At 63.5% G+C, this 17,553-nt stretch carries 16 protein-coding genes; 4 read left to right on the top strand and 12 right to left on the bottom strand.

The features are described 5' to 3' along the window. Positions 1 to 46: 46 nt before the first annotated feature. Both AC5RU9_RS06070 and AC5RU9_RS06075 read right to left on the bottom strand, forming a co-directional pair. A complete protein-coding gene (locus AC5RU9_RS06070; RefSeq protein WP_494015735.1) occupies positions 47 to 1,207 on the bottom strand; it encodes a substrate-binding domain-containing protein in 1,161 nt (386 codons plus the stop codon). A 48-nt stretch (positions 1,208 to 1,255) separates the two neighbouring features. After that, positions 1,256 to 1,738, bottom strand: coding sequence for a hypothetical protein (locus AC5RU9_RS06075; protein ID WP_494015736.1), 483 nt, complete (start codon positions 1,736 to 1,738; stop codon positions 1,256 to 1,258). A 213-nt stretch (positions 1,739 to 1,951) separates the two neighbouring features. Here AC5RU9_RS06075 and AC5RU9_RS06080 point away from each other — a divergent pair, with 213 nt between their 5' ends. After that, positions 1,952 to 3,028 carry a LacI family DNA-binding transcriptional regulator gene (locus AC5RU9_RS06080; RefSeq protein WP_211712542.1) on the top strand — a complete coding sequence of 359 codons (1,077 nt, stop codon included), beginning with the start codon at positions 1,952 to 1,954 and terminating at the stop codon, positions 3,026 to 3,028. Between the two features lie 75 nt (positions 3,029 to 3,103). Here the strand turns inward: AC5RU9_RS06080 and AC5RU9_RS06085 are convergent, their stop codons facing one another. Genes AC5RU9_RS06085 through AC5RU9_RS06095 form a run of 3 tightly spaced genes read right to left on the bottom strand, consistent with a single transcriptional unit; the run spans position 3,104 to position 6,058 of the window. Beyond that, positions 3,104 to 3,691 (bottom strand): hypothetical protein, encoded by a 588-nt coding sequence (locus tag AC5RU9_RS06085; RefSeq protein WP_494015737.1) that lies wholly within the window; start codon positions 3,689 to 3,691, stop codon positions 3,104 to 3,106. A 14-nt stretch (positions 3,692 to 3,705) separates the two neighbouring features. Beyond that, a complete protein-coding gene (locus tag AC5RU9_RS06090) occupies positions 3,706 to 4,854 on the bottom strand; it encodes a zinc-dependent alcohol dehydrogenase (RefSeq protein ID WP_494015738.1) in 1,149 nt (382 codons plus the stop codon). Between the two features lie 55 nt (positions 4,855 to 4,909). Further along, on the bottom strand, positions 4,910 to 6,058 hold the full coding sequence (locus tag AC5RU9_RS06095; protein ID WP_494015739.1) for a glutathione-independent formaldehyde dehydrogenase: 1,149 nt from the start codon (positions 6,056 to 6,058) through the stop codon (positions 4,910 to 4,912). 375 nt (positions 6,059 to 6,433) lie between these two features. On the opposite strand from AC5RU9_RS06095, the gene AC5RU9_RS06100 reads away from it, so the two are divergent. After that, positions 6,434 to 7,063: an MBL fold metallo-hydrolase gene (locus AC5RU9_RS06100; protein WP_494015740.1), complete on the top strand. Its 630-nt coding sequence runs from the start codon at positions 6,434 to 6,436 to the stop codon at positions 7,061 to 7,063. A 35-nt stretch (positions 7,064 to 7,098) separates the two neighbouring features. Here the strand turns inward: AC5RU9_RS06100 and AC5RU9_RS06105 are convergent, their stop codons facing one another. Genes AC5RU9_RS06105 through AC5RU9_RS06120 form a run of 4 tightly spaced genes read right to left on the bottom strand, consistent with a single transcriptional unit; the run spans position 7,099 to position 12,629 of the window. Next, positions 7,099 to 7,911 (bottom strand): MBL fold metallo-hydrolase, encoded by an 813-nt coding sequence (locus tag AC5RU9_RS06105; RefSeq protein ID WP_494015741.1) that lies wholly within the window; start codon positions 7,909 to 7,911, stop codon positions 7,099 to 7,101. 49 nt (positions 7,912 to 7,960) lie between these two features. Continuing rightward, positions 7,961 to 8,941 carry an NAD-dependent epimerase/dehydratase family protein gene (locus AC5RU9_RS06110; RefSeq protein ID WP_494015742.1) on the bottom strand — a complete coding sequence of 327 codons (981 nt, stop codon included), beginning with the start codon at positions 8,939 to 8,941 and terminating at the stop codon, positions 7,961 to 7,963. Next, complete coding sequence (locus tag AC5RU9_RS06115; protein ID WP_494015743.1) at positions 8,938 to 11,613, bottom strand: alpha/beta fold hydrolase; 2,676 nt, start codon at positions 11,611 to 11,613, stop codon at positions 8,938 to 8,940. Before AC5RU9_RS06115 ends, AC5RU9_RS06110 begins: the two co-directional genes overlap by 4 nt. Then, the gene (locus AC5RU9_RS06120; protein ID WP_211712550.1) at positions 11,607 to 12,629 is read right to left on the bottom strand and encodes a 3-oxoacyl-ACP synthase III; all 1,023 of its coding nucleotides are present in this window, start codon (positions 12,627 to 12,629) and stop codon (positions 11,607 to 11,609) included. Before AC5RU9_RS06120 ends, AC5RU9_RS06115 begins: the two co-directional genes overlap by 7 nt. A gap of 266 nt (positions 12,630 to 12,895) precedes the next feature. Here AC5RU9_RS06120 and AC5RU9_RS06125 point away from each other — a divergent pair, with 266 nt between their 5' ends. After that, complete coding sequence (locus tag AC5RU9_RS06125; protein ID WP_211712551.1) at positions 12,896 to 13,102, top strand: hypervirulence associated TUDOR domain-containing protein; 207 nt, start codon at positions 12,896 to 12,898, stop codon at positions 13,100 to 13,102. Positions 13,103 to 13,106: 4 nt separating this feature from the next. After that, positions 13,107 to 14,300 carry an NAD(P)/FAD-dependent oxidoreductase gene (locus AC5RU9_RS06130; protein WP_494015744.1) on the top strand — a complete coding sequence of 398 codons (1,194 nt, stop codon included), beginning with the start codon at positions 13,107 to 13,109 and terminating at the stop codon, positions 14,298 to 14,300. A gap of 90 nt (positions 14,301 to 14,390) precedes the next feature. Here the strand turns inward: AC5RU9_RS06130 and AC5RU9_RS06135 are convergent, their stop codons facing one another. Genes AC5RU9_RS06135 through ligD form a run of 3 tightly spaced genes read right to left on the bottom strand, consistent with a single transcriptional unit; the run spans position 14,391 to position 17,329 of the window. Then, positions 14,391 to 14,852, bottom strand: a complete 462-nt coding sequence (locus AC5RU9_RS06135; protein ID WP_211712553.1) for a DUF8821 family protein — start codon at positions 14,850 to 14,852, stop codon at positions 14,391 to 14,393. A 33-nt stretch (positions 14,853 to 14,885) separates the two neighbouring features. After that, entirely contained in the window at positions 14,886 to 16,094 is a 1,209-nt protein-coding gene (locus AC5RU9_RS06140) for a cation:proton antiporter (protein WP_494015745.1), read from the bottom strand. Continuing rightward, entirely contained in the window at positions 16,091 to 17,329 is a 1,239-nt protein-coding gene (ligD, locus tag AC5RU9_RS06145; RefSeq protein WP_494015746.1) for a non-homologous end-joining DNA ligase, read from the bottom strand. Before ligD ends, AC5RU9_RS06140 begins: the two co-directional genes overlap by 4 nt. Positions 17,330 to 17,553 lie beyond the last annotated feature (224 nt).

A 17,553-nucleotide genomic window follows, 5' to 3' on the forward strand; every position in this document is an offset into this window, starting at 1 on the left:
CGGTGCCGGTGCGGGGGTAAAGGGCCCCCGCACCGGTCGGGTCTGGCTATTGCTTGTAGGACTCTTGGATGTCCTTGGGAGCGTCCTCGTGGTAGACCTGCTTCCATGCTTCGAGGACGTTGGAGTGGTCCACGGGGAGGGCGCTCAGTGCAACGTATGCCGGAGCTTCCTTGCCGATCAGTGCCCCTGCTGCGAGCCGCGCTTCCGTAACACCCTGGTCGAAGGGGACCTGGGCGCCGAGGCCGACGACGAGCTCGTTCTTGGCCAAGGCGATGGCCACGTTCTTTCCGAGGTCCTCAGTGGCGATTTTCAAATCCTGGCGGCCTGCGGCGCGCGCTGCGGCCATGACGCCTTCTGCGGGGACGTCCCATACGGCCCAGATTCCGGCCAGGTCGGGATACTTGCTGATCATGGCGTTGGCAGCCGCCTGGGCGTCTCCTGCAAAGTCAGGGCCAGCGATACCCTTCTCTTCCACGATCTGGATCTCCGGGTATTCCTTGGTGATCGTGTCCTTGAATCCTTCATGGCGTTGTTTGGTGACGAAGAAGTCGGCCTGGTGGTAGACAAGCCCCACCTTTCCCTTGCCACCGAGCGCTTTGGCCATTTGGTGGGCTGACACGACACCGTTGCCATAGTTGTCAGCCGAGACAACCGAAACGTAATCCTTGCCGGCTGTCAGTCCCTGGGGGACGTTGTCCATGAAGACGAGCTTCGTGCCGGCGGCCGCTGCTTTCTTGTATGCGGAAGCTGTGGCCACGGGGTCTGTGGGGATGGAGATGATCACGTCCGGGTTTTGCGTCATGACTGTTTCGATGTCCGAAACCTGCTTGTCCGGCTTGAAGTTCGCGTCTGTCGTGGCGATGACCTTGATACCGAGCTTGTCCAGTTCGCTCTTGAGTCCATTGACTTGGGCCGTGGCCCAGTCATTGCCGCCGTAGTGCATCACGATCGCTGCTTTGGCGTTCAGGCCTTTGATCTTCTCGATTTCTTCGGGCGTCAGGTCGGCCACGGAGGCCGGGGACGGCGTCTCGCCGTTAGGGCCTTTGCTCAACACCTGGCCCTTGATCTTCTCGAGGGCCAGTTGGGCTTTCTCGGACACGCCGGAGTCGGGGGCGTTTGAGGTTCCAGTTGCCGAACTGCTGCACGAGGCGACGGAAAGTGACAGGACTGCTGCCACGGCCAGGATGGGAAGCCTGCGGATCATCATTGTTCTCCAGTGCTTTTGAGTGGGTTGATGGATGGATAGTTTGGATTGTCAGGCGAGAGCCAGGGCCAGTGCCGTTGGAACGGGCGACAAGACCAGTCCGCCTGTTGCCGCCGCCGTCCGGACAGCGGCTGCTTTGTCCGAGGCCCTCAGGAGGGCTTCGGCATGTGCTTTCTCGACAAAGAAGCCGACTGAACAGGGCCCGTGGTTGGACTGGACCCATGTCACCGCTTCGCTTGCAGCGGTGGCGATTTCCCTGGCCTCTTTTGCGACGGGGCCGCCGATGGTGGAGACCGTTTCGGCTGAGCCGAAGTCGTCGACCGTGATGACCAGGCTGGCCCATAGGCCGAGGCCGTCGAAGACGCCCAGTACTGCGGAGGAGCCGGGGGAGACGAAGGTGCTTACTGCCCCGCCAAGGTCGTTGCGGGCAGCGTCCGTGAGGAGCACTTCCAGATTCGTCCACTGGTCGTGGTCGATATCCCGAAACCCCGCGGTGGGGTGGAGCGCGAGTACGTCTGCGACACTGCCAGGCATTCCGCTCCTTCCTCATTGAATATCGGGGCCGTAAACGCTAACGAGATCAGACCGTAAACGTTTACGGAAGTGATCGTAAACGTTTACGGTGATGAGTGTCAAACCTCACAGCAGCGGAGTGTGGGAACTCGGCGACTCAATCCGTCAACGTAGGATGAGGAGGCAGGAAGTCCGCCGCCGGCGTTGATACGGCGGCGCGAGACAGGAGAGAGCATGGCAGACGCTGGAGTCCCGCACGGAGCGAACGGACGTGGTCCGGAAGTCGCGTTACGCCGGAAGCCAACCATCAACGACGTAGCAAAAGTTGCCGGAGTTTCGTTTGGGACTGTCTCACGCGTCCTCAACGACGCACCGGATGTCAGTGCCGCCACCCGCCAACGCGTTCTGCAGGTCATCCAGGACATCGGATATCGCCGAAACAGGGCGGCAACCGCGCTGGTCACGAGCCGGTCTACTTCCATCGGCATCGTCACTGACGGTTCCCCCCGGTTCGGCCCCGTCGGGACGCTGATGGCCTTGGAAAACGTCGCCCGAAAGAAGGGCTATGCCACAACCGTGATCAGTGCCGAAACGCCGTACGCGGATTCCGTACAAGCGGCGCTCGACACCCTCGACGACATTGGCGTCGGCGGGATCATCGTTATTGCACCGGTCGTCGACATGGCATCAGCTGTATGGAACGCTACGTGCCGGGTGCCTGTGGAGATGATTGCCGCGGGAGCGTCGTCGACCCCCAACGTCTTCACATACTCCGAAAACCAGGAGCTTGGAGCACGTCTGGCCACCCAGCACCTCATCGACCTGGGCCACACCGACATTGCCCACCTGGCTGGATCCATGGACTGGTTCGACGGTCGGGTCCGAAAGCGCGGCTGGGAGGCCGCGCTGCGTGACGCCGGCCTACCGCAGGGGTTCTGCACCGAAGGGGATTGGAGTCCGCGCTGGGCTTACGAAACCGGCCTCCAGCTTGTGCGGGGAGGGAAGATCCCGCAGGCGATCTTCGCCGCGAGCGACCATACAGCCCTCGGACTCATCCGCGCTTTCACTGAGAACGGCGTCCGCGTCCCGGAGGACGTCAGTGTGGTTGGGTTTGACGATATTGAAGGTTCAGATTATTTCCTGCCGCCGTTGACCACAGTGCGGCAGGACTTCACCGCCCTGGCGCTAATGAGCATGGAGGTGCTCGTGGGGGCCATGGAGGGTCGGGAAGTGGACCGCACTCCTACCGCGCCAACGCTGGTTGTTCGCAACAGCTCCACGCGGGCAGCAAGGAGTCCGTCTCCCAAGTAATCGACAACGCGATCGTCACCGCTCAATCACGAGCACGCCGCTGTGGGCTGACCATGGAAAGCCTGTTGACGGTCCTCAGGCAGTTCGCCGCTTCCTGAAGGCCTTGAACGCGGCGACCAAGCCGCCGGCCGCCAAAGCCCAGGGAACGCCGGCGATGATGGGATCCATCCACTGATGGCTCAGGTCGGTGCGCTTTCTCCCAAACCGGGAACTCACCCCATGGTGTGAAAATTCACTCAATACCCCGGTCTCAGTGATCGGGTTGTCCGGGCGTAGGGTGGCAAGGGAGCGAAGGTGGTGTTCCCAGGCGTCGAGCCGGTCCCCGGCAATGAGGAGCAGCCAGTGGGCAGCGCGGCCCTCACTGTACTTATAGGCGTATTTCCGGACAGCTCCCGAAACACCCTTGGGCGGTGCGGAAGTGCCGAAAACAGGTGTGACGAACGCGTGTTCAACCGACCTCTCCCGCGGCCACCTCTCTTCCTGGCGTTCGGGGAAGTCCCAGCGGGCTCCTGTCTCGATGCCGGGCTGTTCACGAGGGTACGATGGCCGGTCGGCCGGGTCGAGGTCCGCGCCCCATCCCGGGATGCGGGCACGGAGGTCTTCGGAAGGCTCCTTCAGCGCTGGCCCAATGGAGGCGGTATACGGAGTCGGAATCTCATCCATGTTTGGTCGTCCTTTCAGGCTGGATTGGGGAGGATGAGCGGTTTGATGCAGTCATCGAGCTTGGCTGAGAAGATGTGGTAACCCTCTGCGATGTGCTCCAGCGGGATGCGGTGGGTGACGATGTCGCTTGGCTTCAGGTAACCGTTTCGGATGTGTTCGAACAACCTGGGCCACTGCCGTTTGACCGGACACTGGTTCATCCGGAGGGTGAGGCCCTTATTCATGGCATCGCCGAACTTCACCGCGCTGAAAAGCGGTCCATATGCGCCTACCACCGACACTGTGCCCCCTTTACGGACGGAGTCGATTGCCCAGTTCAGCGCGATGGGGGAGCCGCCCTGCAGCTTCAGTTTCGCGGCTGTGACGTGTTGGAGGAAGGTGCCGTCCGCCTCGGCCCCGACGGCGTCGATGACGACGTCGGCGCCCAGGTAGTCGGTAGTCTTCTTCAGGTGCACCACGATGTCGTCGTACTCCACGAAGTTGTACGTTTCTGCGTGCGCGAAGGTGCGGGCTTTCTCGAGCCGGTACTCCAGGTGGTCGATAACGATCACCCGGCCCGCCCCCATCAGCCACGCTGACTTGGCGGCGAACAGGCCCACAGGACCGGCGCCGAACACCACCACTGTGTCGCCTTCCGCGATGTCGCCCAGTTGGGCACCGAAGTAGCCTGTAGGCAGGGCGTCGGTGAGCAGCAGCGCGTCCTCGTCATCCATCCAGTCCGGGATCAAACCGGGCCCGACGTCGGCGAAAGGGACGCGCACGAACTCCGCCTGGCCGCCGTCGTACCCTCCGCACGTGTGCGAGTAGCCGTAGATGCCGCCGACGGCGGTAGCGTTGGGGTTGACGTTGTGGCAGTTGGAATAGAGTCCGCGGGCGCAGAAATAGCACGATCCGCAATAGATGTTGAACGGCACCATGACCCGGTCCCCGGGCTTGAGCCGCTCCACCGACGGCCCAACCTGCTCCACTACGCCGATGAACTCGTGACCGAACGTCATTCCCACCCTCGTGTCCGGCATCATCCCGTGGTATAGATGCAGGTCGGACCCACAGATAGCGGCTAAGGTCACGCGCACGATCGCATCGTTTGGATGCTCGATCGGTGGCATGTCCTTTTCTTCCACGCGCACCTTGTAGGGCCCGCGATACACCATTGACTTCATCGGTACAGCCTCCGGAAAATTGTTTGCTCGGACATTCGAGATCCCCTGTCCGGCTTTATGCGTTTGAAGGGTGGAGGACCACTTTGGTCCACCCGTCTTCGCGGTTGTCGAAGTTCTTGTAGCCCTCGGGAGCTTGATCCAGCGGCAGCTCGTGGCTGACGAGGAAGGAGGGGCTGGCTTTTCCGCCGGCAATGAGGTCGCGCAGGGCCCGGTTGTACTTTTTCACCGGGCACTGTCCCGAACCCATTGTTTGTCCCTTGAACCAGTAGTTCCCATAGTCGAAGGCCACCTGGCCTTCCTTGGCGAGTTTGTCCGGGGCGCCGGGGTCTTGGGGCAGGAAGACGCCCACGACACCCAGGCCGCCGACGAACCGGACCGAGTCCACGAGCCGGTTCAGCGTCATGTTCGCGTGTTCGTTGCCCTCGGTATCGTGCGCCTGGTATCCAACGCATTCGCAGCCCCGGTCGGCCCCGAATCCCATGGTCTGGTCCTTAACGAACTCCACCGGGTCCACTGCGGAATCATCCACGGGAATGGCACCGATCTGTTCTGCCAGCTTCAAGCGGTCGCTTTGACGGTCCACGACCATGACCTTGCCAGCCCCTTTAATGATGGCCGAGTAGGCCGCCATAAGCCCCACGGGTCCCGCACCATAGATGACTACGGAGTCCCCGGGGTACACCCCGGCCATCTCCGTGGCGTGCCAGCCGGTGGGGAAGATGTCTGCGACCATCACGTAGTCGAGTTCCTTCTCCACAGCGTCTTCGCCCAGGCGCAAGCAGTTGAAGTCACCGTACGGTACGCGCAGGTACTCAGCCTGGCCGCCCTGGTAGGGTCCCATGTCCGCGAAACCGTAGGCCGCGCCGGCGAGCTTGGGCTCGGGCTGCATGGTGAGGCAGTAGTTGGTAAAACCACGTTCGCAGTTTTTACAGAACCCGCAAGCGATATTGAACGGTAGGACGACCCGTTCGCCAACTTTGACTTTGTTCACCGCAGGGCCGACTTCGACCACCTCACCGAGGTTTTCATGGCCAAAAGTACGCCCGGTTTCGAAGCTGGTCCGGCCTTCGTACATGTGGAGGTCCGAGCCGCATATGTTCGTTGACGTAATCCGCACCAGAACATCGGCGGGATGCTCAATCTTGGCATCCGGGACGTCCTCGACGCTGACGTCGTTCGGTCCCTTGTAAACTACTGCTTTCATTGTTCCGCTCTTTTCTTTTGCCCATGCTGATTCGACCAGGTCGATGTAGCTTCCGGCGGGGGCAGTCGCAGAATGGCGCGGAGCCCTGACCGGAGTGATGGCGCAGCCGTCACCCGGATGAAGGGTGCTAAGTCAGCGAGGAAATGGGGGAATGCAGGTTCTTGCCTGTGAATCGCTTCCAGGGGGCTGGTAGGCCCAAGGCCTTCGGACGGCAGGCTGTCCAGGACAATTTTCCTGCCGGTCCGTCCGCAAAAGAGAAACTGATTGAAGCTCAATACTAAGCACACTTACTATGGGTGTCGAGGGTAAACCCAAAAAGAATTGACCAGTCCGTTTACGTCCTACAGCGGTTTCCGCCGGAACAGAGGAAAAGACATGAAATCTGGCCGTTCGATCCGTATCACGCCCCTCCGCGTAGCGGAGCTGATAGCCGAGGGGGCGCCGATGCCCGTCTATGTCCACGTCATTGAGCATCCTGATGCCCGCGTCCTGGTGGACACCGGCCTGACGGAGCTCCATCCGGCGGTTGCCGACATGGACCCCCGGCTTTTCCCCTTAAGGGAGCAGGGCTTTGACATCGGCAGCATCGACATAGTGGTCAACACACACCTGCACTTCGACCACTGCGGAGGCAACCACCTCTTTGCCGGCAAACCCATTTATGTCCAGGGCCAGGAACTCGAGGACGCCCGGACCCTTGATGACTACACCATCCGTGAATGGGTGGACGCGCCCGGGGTCACCTATGTGCCGGTCGATAAGGAGCTCGAGCTGCTTCCTGGACTTCGCCTCTTGCCGGCATCCGGCCACACCCGCGGTTCCCAGGTGGTGGTGCTCGACGGCGACAAGCACCCCACGATCATCGCAGGGGATACTGCGGTGTGGTTCGATGACGTCGATAACCCCCGTACGGAGGGACAGCTCCTGGTGCGTTCATTGAACCCGGAGGCTGTGTGGCTTCCGCACCAGCATGAGCCGTGGAGGCCCGTCACAAGCGGCCCCTGACGCCGGCGGGACCCAATGGGTCCGGGGGAGGCAGTTCAGCACAGATGGTCGAAGTCTCCCCGGGACCAGGCGGCGTGCCGTTGGGCGGAGTTGAGCAACACTTCCTTGGCACCTGATGGGATCTTGTTGTTGAAGTTGCCATAGATCCGGTCAAACTCCAGGTCGCCAAGCTGCGCGGCGATGCGCAGAGCCACGGAACCTGAGAGCGGGAGATGGTTGGGGTAGCTTCGCATGAAGGCAACGGAACGGCGATCGGGGTTGGGAAAGACGCTGTCCCCGGTGAGCAGTACCCCTCTGCCGTCCGCACCAGCTGCCCAGTGCGCCACGGCACTGCCGGGAAAGTGGCCGCCGGTTTGGTGAAGCACCAGACCGTCCGCGATGGTTCTGCTGCCTGACCAGGTGGTGACGTTAGGGCCTCCGCGGCCCAACCATTCCCGGTCAGCTTCGGACACAAGGACAGGGGCGTTCCCCAGCCGGTTGGACCATTCAACCTGCACGCCAAACATGTGCGGATGGCTGGCGGCAATGGCCAGGACGGGACCGTGTTCCAGGATGGCGCCAACTGCGTGATCGTCTACGTAGCCAACCGGATCCCACAACAGCGATCCGGCCGGAGTCACCACAAGCTGGGCCGTTTGGCCGATCCCCACCTTGGGCTGGGTCCCGATGCTTACGAGGCCAGGCTCGCTGTCCATCAGGGTGGTGTGGTGTCCGCTCTTGGCGAGTTTGTCGAGCGTGGTCCAATGCTGACCGGCCTCGGGCACATACTGTCGCTCGTCCGTGCAGATAGGACAGAGGGCCGGAGCAGGTTCATTACGTTCAACAGCGCAGGTGGAGCAGATCAGCATGGGCCCAGACTATGGCACGGCGTGGCCGCGCCGGAAGGGGCGCAGCGCCTCAGCGATGCTGCCCCGAACCGTAGTATTCTCCGAGTTTAGCGAGTCCTTCATCGATGGAAACGGCCGGCTTCCAGTCGAGGAGTTCCTGCGTTTCGCGCTGGTCGAACCAGTGCGCAGTGGAGAGCTGCTCAGCGAGGAACCGGGTCATCGGCGGCTCTTCTGTTCGTCCTGCCAGGATCCAAATTTTCTCGACCACCGAGCCCACTGCCCGGGCCACGCGGCCCGGTACAGCCCATGCAGGGGCCGGAACCCCGCCTGCAGCGCAAATGCCGGCAAGCAGTTCCCCGATGGGCCGGGGCTCGCCGTTAGTGACCACCAGGGCTTTGCCGTGTACAAGGTCCATACGGTGCAGTGCGGTGACAATAGCCGAGGCCGCGTTGTCCACGTAGGTGGTGTCGATCAGGGCTGCGCCGACGTCCAGCAGGGGCAGCCGCCGTTGTTTTGCGCGGGCGAGAACACGCTCCACGAGCTGGGTGTCGCCCGGTCCCCACACGACGTGCGGGCGGATCGCGGTGACACGGAAATCGGACGCATCCGCCGCGAGTGCCAGCAGTTCGGCCTCTGCCTTGGTCCGGGAATAGTGGCCGTGGGCATGCTTCGGGTCGGCCGGACCGGCTCCCAGGCCGACGATGGCGGCACCTGAATTGGCTACGGAGGGTGAGGACACGAAGACTACGTCGCGTACCCCGGCGGCCCTGGCTGCCGAGAGCACATGGGCTGTCCCGCGGACGTTGACGTCGTCGAATTCGGCCGCCCTGCCCGTGAACGACACTTTGGCGGCGAGATGGATCACCCCGTCCACGCCCTTGAGGGCGCTGCCAAGCGCAGCAGCGTCCGTGACCGACCCCCGCACGTCAGTGACGCCGTCGATCCCGGAAGGGCTTCGTTGGAATGTCGTGACGTTATGGCCCTGCCGCACCAGCAGCCGGGCCACTTCCCGCCCCAGCAAGCCGCTGGCGCCTGTGATCAGGACCTTCATGGTTTGCCCGGACGGCCGCCGGCCAGCACCCGTGCAGCCCAAGCGGACAGCCGGGTCCTGTCTATTTTGGCGTTGTGCCGGATATCCGTGGGCTGGTTGGGAACCACCAACACGGCAGAGACATCGACGCCGGCTTCCCGGGCGGCGGCGCGGACGCGGTGCGCCAGATGCGGCGCGGCGGGTCCGGCCTTCCGGACCGGAGGGACGGTCTCGACGACGGCGACAATCGCCTGGGTGCCCGCAGGACCAACGCCTGCCACGGCGGCCAGCCCCACACCGTCCAAGCGCTCGACGGCCTGCTCCGCACCAACAGGCGTCACCGCCTTGCCAGGCGCGGTGACGACATGCTGCAGGCGTCCCTCCACCCAGAGGCGGCCTTCGGCGTCGAAATGACCTACGTCCCCGGTCCGGTGCCAGCCGACAGGATTGGTGCTCCCTTGCTGGGTCAACCAGAGCCGGTCGTAGGAGTCCTTCACATGGGGTGCGCTGACCAGGACCTCGCCCGTCACGCCGGCCTCCGTCACGGGCTGGGAACCTGATGCGGTCCCGTCCTCAGCGAGCGGGATGACGGCAATGCGGGCACCGTGAACCGGCGTGCCCACGCAGACGCCGTTGCCGGCTCCCTTGATGGTCCCGATGGCGGCTTCGGCGGCCTGGATTTCCTGGAGGCTGATGTCGGTGACGGGGAGCGCCTCGGTCATGCCGTACGGCGTGTGCAGCGAGGCGCCCGGCAACAACAGCTGCACCTGCGCCAAGAGAGGCTCCGGGATGGGTGCACCGGCCGAGAGGAGCAGCTGCACCCCGGCCAGGGCTGTTTGGCCCGCACCGCTGATCCCGTCTTGCGTGGCCAGCACGTTACGCAATGCTGCCGGGGCGGCGAAGACCACCGTGGCGTCGATCGCAGCAACGGCATCTGCCAGGGCGCGGGCAGTCAGGGTGCGGGGGGCAGTAACGTCCATGTCCGGGGTGACCGAGACGGCACCCAGGGCGGGACCCAGCAGGGCAAACGGAGCGAAACCTGCCACGAGCCGGGCGCCCGGACGGATGTCGAAGGTTTTCGCCAGCGTATCCCGCGTCGCAGCCAATTGCCGGTGCGTGTAGAGAACGCCCTTGGCGGGGCCTGTTGATCCGGACGTGAACAGCACGGCCGCTGGAGCCTCGGGATCCACGGCAGCGTGATGCACGTCCAAACCGCCCCCGCTGCGCCGGGCCAACGCTGTAAGCGAGGTTTCAACCCGAAGAAGTCGACGGCGGGTGGCTGGCAGGTCCTGGACGCTGATCCGACGCCCCGGCCAACCGAGCGCGGCGGCTGCAGCAAGTGCCCTGTCGATGCCGATCAGGAAATCCGGTGTTGCCCCTTTGACAGCGCGGCTCAGGCCTTTGGTTCCGAGCCCGGCGTCCGCCACGACCACCACGGCGCCCAGCCGAAGGCAGGCATAGAGTGCCACTGTCAGGTCCACGCCCGGCGGAACCATGAGGCTTACGCGGCTGCCACTGACAACACCGGCTTCCCGAAGTCCTGCCGCCGTATCCAGCACCCTGCGGTTGAGCCCGTGCCAGCTCAGCGACCTCGCAACGCTGCCATCGGCTCCCATTTCAGCGACGGCGGTATCGGCGCCGGAGGCAGACTCCGCCAGGGTGCCGAGCTCGTCCCAAAGGGGGCGGAAAGCAGCCAGCTCCGGGGCGGCTTCTCCCGTCACCACGGCGTCCGGACGGGTGCCTGCGCTGTGTTGGGTTCCGTCCTGTGCGTGCCCTGCCAACCATTGGAAAACAGGCGTGGCAATGTCGCGGTCTTCTCCGAGCAGGTGGCCTGCCCCTTCGAAGCGGTGGACCTCCGCGTGGGGAAGGCGGCCGATAAGGTCCTTGAGGTAGCGGTCGGAGAAAATAGGGTCGCGCGGGCCCCAGAGCATCAAAGCGGGGACCTTTACTTCGCTCAGGCCCTCGGCCACGGCTTCAAGCGCCGGGAAGCTGGGGTGGTTGGCGTCAGCGGGAATGTCGGCCACGAAATTTCCCACGCCACTGCGGCGATGCGGACCCTTGTAGGGGGCCATGTACGCTTTCCGGACGTCGGCGGGCAGCGGAGGAGACGCCAAGGAATGCGTGACCCGCAGGAAAGCATCGGACGTCGTCGTCCCCCAGGAGTGAACGGCCGGGTGCAAGGCAAGCCGCAGTGCGGGCGGGATCTTGGATTCTGATGGCTGGTGGACCGCTGTGTTGGTGAGGATCACTCCGGTCAGCTCAGTGGGGTGGGCCAACGCCCAGCCGAGGCTGATCACACCTCCCCAGTCGTGGCCGACAGTGACCACGGGGCCTTCCAGGCCCAAGGCATCGGTGAGGTCGCCCAGGTCATTGATCCTGTCGGCGAGGCGGCGGAATTCGCCGGTACGTTCCGAGTAGCCCATGTCCAGTTGGTCAACTGCGATGACGCGCCAAGGCTGGGCGGGATCGGTTCCGGCGGCCAGCAGTGTTCGCCACAGATAGGACCAGGTGGGGTTCCCATGCACGCAGAGCAGGGTGCCGGCGGGGGTAAGGCCGCGCCGCGCGAGCTGTTCGCCGTTGTCCAGGATATGCCATTGACGAAGGGTTCCGGGAGCATCCACGGCGGAAGTGGAGGGCACGTCAATTGTCCGTGACCATTCGGGGCGTACGCCCGGCCAGGTACCTGTCACCATACGATTTCGACCATGCCGGCGTTCAGTCCGGAGCCGACACCCATGCAGAGGACCCGGTCTCCGGCGCTCAGGGACTGTGCCTCGGCGGCGAGGGTCATGGGGAGCGAAGCCGGACCCACGTTTCCCCAGTGCGGGAAGGTGATGGGAACCTTGTCAGGGTCCAGTCCCACGGCGTTGATGATGGCCTGGGTGTAGGCATTGCTGACCTGGTGGGTCACGTAGCGGTCCATGGCCGTCCAGTTCCATTCGGGCTGGGCTTCGTGCCAGGCGTCGACGACGAGTTGCAGGCCGCCGTCGAGCAGGCCCTTTGTATCGGTGGTCATGCCGTCAATGCCGCCCACGCACAATTCGTGGTGTTCGGTGCCGGCGCGCATCACGCCGCCCACCAGCCGGTGCGCTCCGCTGTGCTCGTCGGCGGGTCCCAGGACTGCGGCCGCGGCTCCTGACCCGAGGGTTAACGTGGCGAATTCCCGATTGAAATCTTCCCGGGTCGTTTCAGGCCGCTGCAGCCTGGCAAGGGTCGCCTCCTGCGTCAGCTGTGAGTCCTCACCGTTGACGATGACCGCGTACTTGATCTGCCCGGAGTCGATCATGTTGGCGGCCAGGATCAGCCCGTTGACGAACCCCAAGCAGGCGTTGGCGAGGTCGAAATTCATGGCCGAGGATGGCAGGCCCAGTTCGTGATGGATCTTCACTGCAACGGACGGTTCGAGGTTGCGGCGGGTAACGGAGGTGTTGATCAGCAAGCCGACCTCGGAAGCTTCGACTCCGGCATCGGCCAAGGCCTTGGCTCCGGCCTCGACGGCGGCATCGTCAAACGATGTTCCAGCCGCCCACCAGCGTCGGTGCGTGACGCCCGCAACGCGTTCCAGGAGCCGGGGCGGGAACTTTAACCGCTTCAGGGTGGTAGCCAACTTCCGGTCGAAGTCCGAGGAGCTGACGATCCGTGGAGCCTCGACGCTACTAACCGACAGCAGAGCGGTGTTGCTGTGCCTGAAGGTTGCGTTCCCTGCCAATTCAAGCCCCTGTTCGTTTCTGTCCCGCGTTCCTGCGGTGACTGTACCCCTATTACGCCATTCCAAGCCCGAAAGCGCAGTTGTGCTCCGGGTTCGGCGTGCACCAAGATTCCGCCGCAGTCCCTTGCGCGTAAAAATGGCGACCCTTAAGCATGACAGACAACCGGGGGGTGTCATGACGCGGGGAGCGGGGCTACCGGGAAATGATCATGATGCTTACCATTAGGGAGCATCTTAGGGGAGACCACCACTTACCAGGAGCGGACATGACATTGAGCAAAGGGACCCGCGTGGAGTGGAACACCTCCCAGGGGAAGACCCAAGGCAAAATCGTGGAGAAGAAGACCAGCGACTTCGAGCTGGACGGGAACACGCACCGCGCCAGCAAAGATGAGCCGCAATACGTCGTCGAATCGGAGAAGACCGGCGCGCGGGCAGCGCACAAGGGCGCAGCGTTGACCGAGAAGAAGTAGTGCCGTGGCCCGGCACGAGGTACTGATCATCGGCGGTGGCAACGCCGGCGTCTCCCTTGCAGCACGCCTGGTGAGGTACGGGGTCAAGGACGTTGCCCTTATCGAGCCCCGCGACCATCACCTGTACCAACCGTTGTTTTCCCATATCGCCGGCGGACGCGCCCAGGTGAAGGAAGCTGTCCGCAGCCAGCAGTCCGTGATGCCCAAGGGAGTCACCTGGATCAGGGACAAGGCAACGGACGTTGATGCGCGAGCCAACACCGTCATGCTGGAGTCCGGCTCGTCAGTGGACTACGGGCACCTGGTGGTGTGCCCAGGTTTGCAGTACCACTGGGAAGCAGTGCCCGGCCTGGCAGAGGCCGTAAATTCACCCTACGGATCGTCCCACTACGAATTCGAGCTTGCCCCCAAGACGTGGAGCTTGCTCAGCGCCCTGCGTTCGGGCACGGCGATCTTCACCATGCCTGCCGGTCCCGTCAAATGCGCAGGCGCCAGCCAGAAACCGATGTACCTGGCCTGCGACTACTGGAAGGAAAAGGGAGTCCTCGACAAAATCCGCGTCGTGATGATCCAGCCATATCCCACGGTGTTCGGTGTCCCGGAGGTGGACCAGGAGCTGGAACGCAAGATAGCCGAGTACGGCATTGAGCTCCGGACCAACAGCGAACTGGTCTCGGTGGACCCGGTCGGCCGGACAGCCAGTATCCGTGACACCGCGGCAGGGACCATCGAAGAGCTGCAGTATGAGGTCCTCAACGCTGTACCACCCCAGTCCGCGCCCGATTGGCTCACATCCACCGACCTCCCGGCCGCGGGGGACCAGGGCGGTTTCGTCGAGGTGGACACCGAAACCCTGCGCCACCCCCGGTACGCCAACGTCTGGTCCCTGGGCGATGCTGCCGGCACCTCCAACTCCAAGGCCGGCGGGGCGCTCCGGAAGCAGACCAAGGTTCTCGCCAGGAACCTCGTGGCGGCCCGGGAAGGAAAACCCGTCACGCAGAAGTACAACGGCTACTCGGTGTGCCCGTTCACGGTTTCCCGCAACACAGTGGTCTTCGCCGAATTCGACAACCGCTACCGGCCCATGCCAACCATCCCCAAGGTGCCCACCTGGAAGGAGAGTCGGCTTTCCTGGTGGGTGGACAGGATCATGTTCCCGCAGGTTTATTGGCGGCTGATCCTTCGGGGTCGCGCCTGACGACGCCGCCCATCGCCGTCGGTGGGACGGAAGGACGACGGCGGGAGGCCGCCGTCGTCCGTCCACTCAAGGCTGCTGGGCCGGCTGTGCCTAGTACTCACCTTTGATGACGAAGTACGAACCGCGGATGACCCCAGCCAGCTTGGACTTCTGCCTGGCGAACTTGAAATTGGCGGCCAGTTCCTCCGGAACCTCCATGCCGTCCGAGAGTTTGAAGCCAACAGCCCTTTTGCCGCCCTCGATGCCATACATCACGTTGATGGACAGTCCCGATTGGTAGAAAACGTAGGCCATGCTCAACCCGTCGACTTCGAAGGCGGTAGCTTCCAGGGCCGGCGATCCGATAACGATGCCGCGTTCTTCCCGGAGGATGCGGCTCACCCGTTCAACGACGTCGGGGACCTCGCTGGCCGGACTCACAGTGAAGACGTGCTGGTACTTGTTCCGGAAATACCGGGCCTCGTTGGCGCGTAAGCCGGCAAGGGCTTCGGCCACTGGCGAGGACTCCAGCCCGGCGGTGGAAACCTTGTCAAAATCAACGATGTGCGGCATGCAGCCTCCTTATAGGACGTGTCCGCACCCATGCTAACCCGGCCGCGCATCCGTCCTGAGCCGTGGCCGGATCTGGCGGAGTGCCATGAGCGGGAAGAGCAGCAGTGAGATCATTCCGGCCCCCACCAGTGCCGAGGCGATTCCGCTGGTTATAAGCCCCTGGTCCCGGCCGATGGCGGTCACGGCAACGATGATGGGCAGCCCAGTTGCCCCAAACAGGATCAAGGCCCGTTTCTCGTTGGGCGGGGCGCCTGGCGGAGAGGCGAGCAGTGATGGCAGCCCGCGGATGATGAGCAAGAGGGCCACGAACAAGGGGACCAGGGCCAGGGTAGCGGGGCTGGAGGTCAAGGCAGCGAGGTCGAAGTCGATACCGGCGTCGATAAAGAAGATGGGGACCAGGAAACCGAACGCAACGGCGTCGATCTTGGTTTCAACCACTTTCCGGTCCTCCTCCGGAGCCCGGGCCATGACGGTTTTCCAGAGGACGCCGGCGGCGAAAGCGCCGAGCAGCATATCCAGGCCCAACACCGTGCTGAGCACTACCAGCGCGCTCAGGATCAGCATGATGGACCGGACCGCGAACTGGCTGCTCGTGTGAAGCGTCCGGGTCACTTGGGCGTGGAACAAGGTGTGCCGTGCCCGGGAAGCGAAGAAGACCGCCACACCCGTGAGGACAACAAAGCCCACCAGCACCACCGACGCGATGCCCACCTGGCGCCCGCTGAAGAACAGCGAAATGGCGATCAGGGGCCCGAACTCACCGGCCGCCCCGAGTGCTGTCACAGCGATTCCAAGGGGCGACGTCGAGGTCCCGGCATCACGCAGGATCGGCAGAATGGCACCCAATGCCGTGGAAGACAAGGCGATGCCAATGATCACGGCCGCTTCCGGGCCCGGAGCCAGCAGGAAGCCGGCGCCGATTCCTGCTGCGAGCGAGATGATCCAACCCGCTGCTGCCCGGTTTGCAGGCCTTCCCCTGATGGTCGAAAAGTCGATCTCATTGCCGGCGACGAAGAACAGCATGGCAACGCCGAAGTCGGCCAACGTGTCGGTGAAGCGGGTCGACTCGATCCACCCCAGCAGGCTTGGGCCCAACAAAATTCCCAAGCCAATCTCGAAAACCACGATCGGAACCTTGGCCACGCGGTCCAGCAATCGCGCTGCAAGTGGCGCTGCAACGCCGAGCATGGCTATCAGGACCAAGGACACGGACAGATCCTGCATGGGCGGCGCCGAAGTCACGGCCGGCCCGGCCAATCCTTGCCGGCCCAGGGATCGTAGTCGGCTATCAGCGTTTCCTGCGCAGGCCGTTGCGCTTCAGGGATGTGTTGGAGGTTGATGCGCACCCGATACCAAAGGGAGCTTGAACCGCGCATCCCGTCAATGAGCACGTCGGCGGGGTGGAGTGCGGAAGTGAGGTCCGAATGGCCTGACTTCCACTGGTCGAGTGCTGCGAGGGCTTCCGGCTTCGTTTTGGTCCTGGCAACCTCGATCAGCGGCATCGTGGACATCCTCCGGCCCGATCCGTCGCCTGCCCGCGGCGCCTTCTCTGCCGGACCGAGCTCCGCGGCCAGGGCGAGCAGGCCGTCCAGCGAGCCCGCGGCGTCATCAATGCCCGCGTGGGGGTCGCCGGATTCGGAGAATCGGGCGGGGACCGTGAGCACGGTGAACTGTTCTGGCCGGGCGGTCCGGACTTCCTCCCAGCTCAGTGGGGTTGAGACCCGGGCATCCGGAAGGGAGCGGATCGAATAGGCCGATGCGACAGTGCGGTCCTTCGCATTTTGGTTGAAGTCGACGAAGACGCTTTCGCCACGCTCTTCCTTCCACCACCGTGCCGTGGCCAAGCCCGGGGCGCGGTTCTCCACTTCACGCGCCAACGTTTCAGCGGCGAGCCGAACATCGCGGAAGGACCACTGGGGTGCAATGCGGACCAGGATATGGAGCCCGCGCGAGCCGCTCGTCTTTGGCCAGCCTACCAGCCCGACGTCGGCCAGTACCTCCCGCGCGACATAGGCGGTGTCCACGATCTGCGACCAGTCCACCCCGGGCATCGGGTCGAGATCCACCCGGAGTTCATCCGGATGGTCGAGGTCCTCGGCGCGTACCGGATGGGGATTCAGGTCCAGGCATCCCAGGTTGACCACCCAGGCCAGGCCCGCGGCGTCCCTGATGACCGTTTCTTCCGCGGAAGTGCCGGATGAGTAATGCAGGGTTGCAGTGTCGATGAACGCCGGATGGTTCTCAGGCACGCGTTTTTGAAAGAACGGCTCCGCGTTGATGCCCTTCGGGAAGCGTTTGAGGACCATGGGGCGGCCGCCGGCTCCCCGCAAGGCACCATCAGCGACCGCCAGGTAGTAGTGAACCAGGTCCAGTTTGGTCAGCCCAGGCTCGGGGAAGACCACCTTATCCGGATTCGAGATGCGGACTTCGGCACCATCAACGTCCAGGATCTCCGCGGGTGTCTTGGAGGGGCTCATGCGGCCACGCTAGCAAGCAACAGCCGTCCCAACCAGAGTTGCGAGGAAGGAAAGTGGTTATGCCGCAGTAACTACGACGGCCGGGGCTTCCTGGCTGGCTTAAAAAATATAAGCAGGTATGGTGTTGGTAAAGCGAATGGAAGGGAATGATTGGCTTGTCCGGTAAATCACCAATAAATGCAAAGACAAAAAAGTCGGGGAAAACCATTTTCGAAAAGAGGGCG

The sequence above is a fragment of the Arthrobacter sp. B0316-5-4 genome (assembly GCF_059090325.1).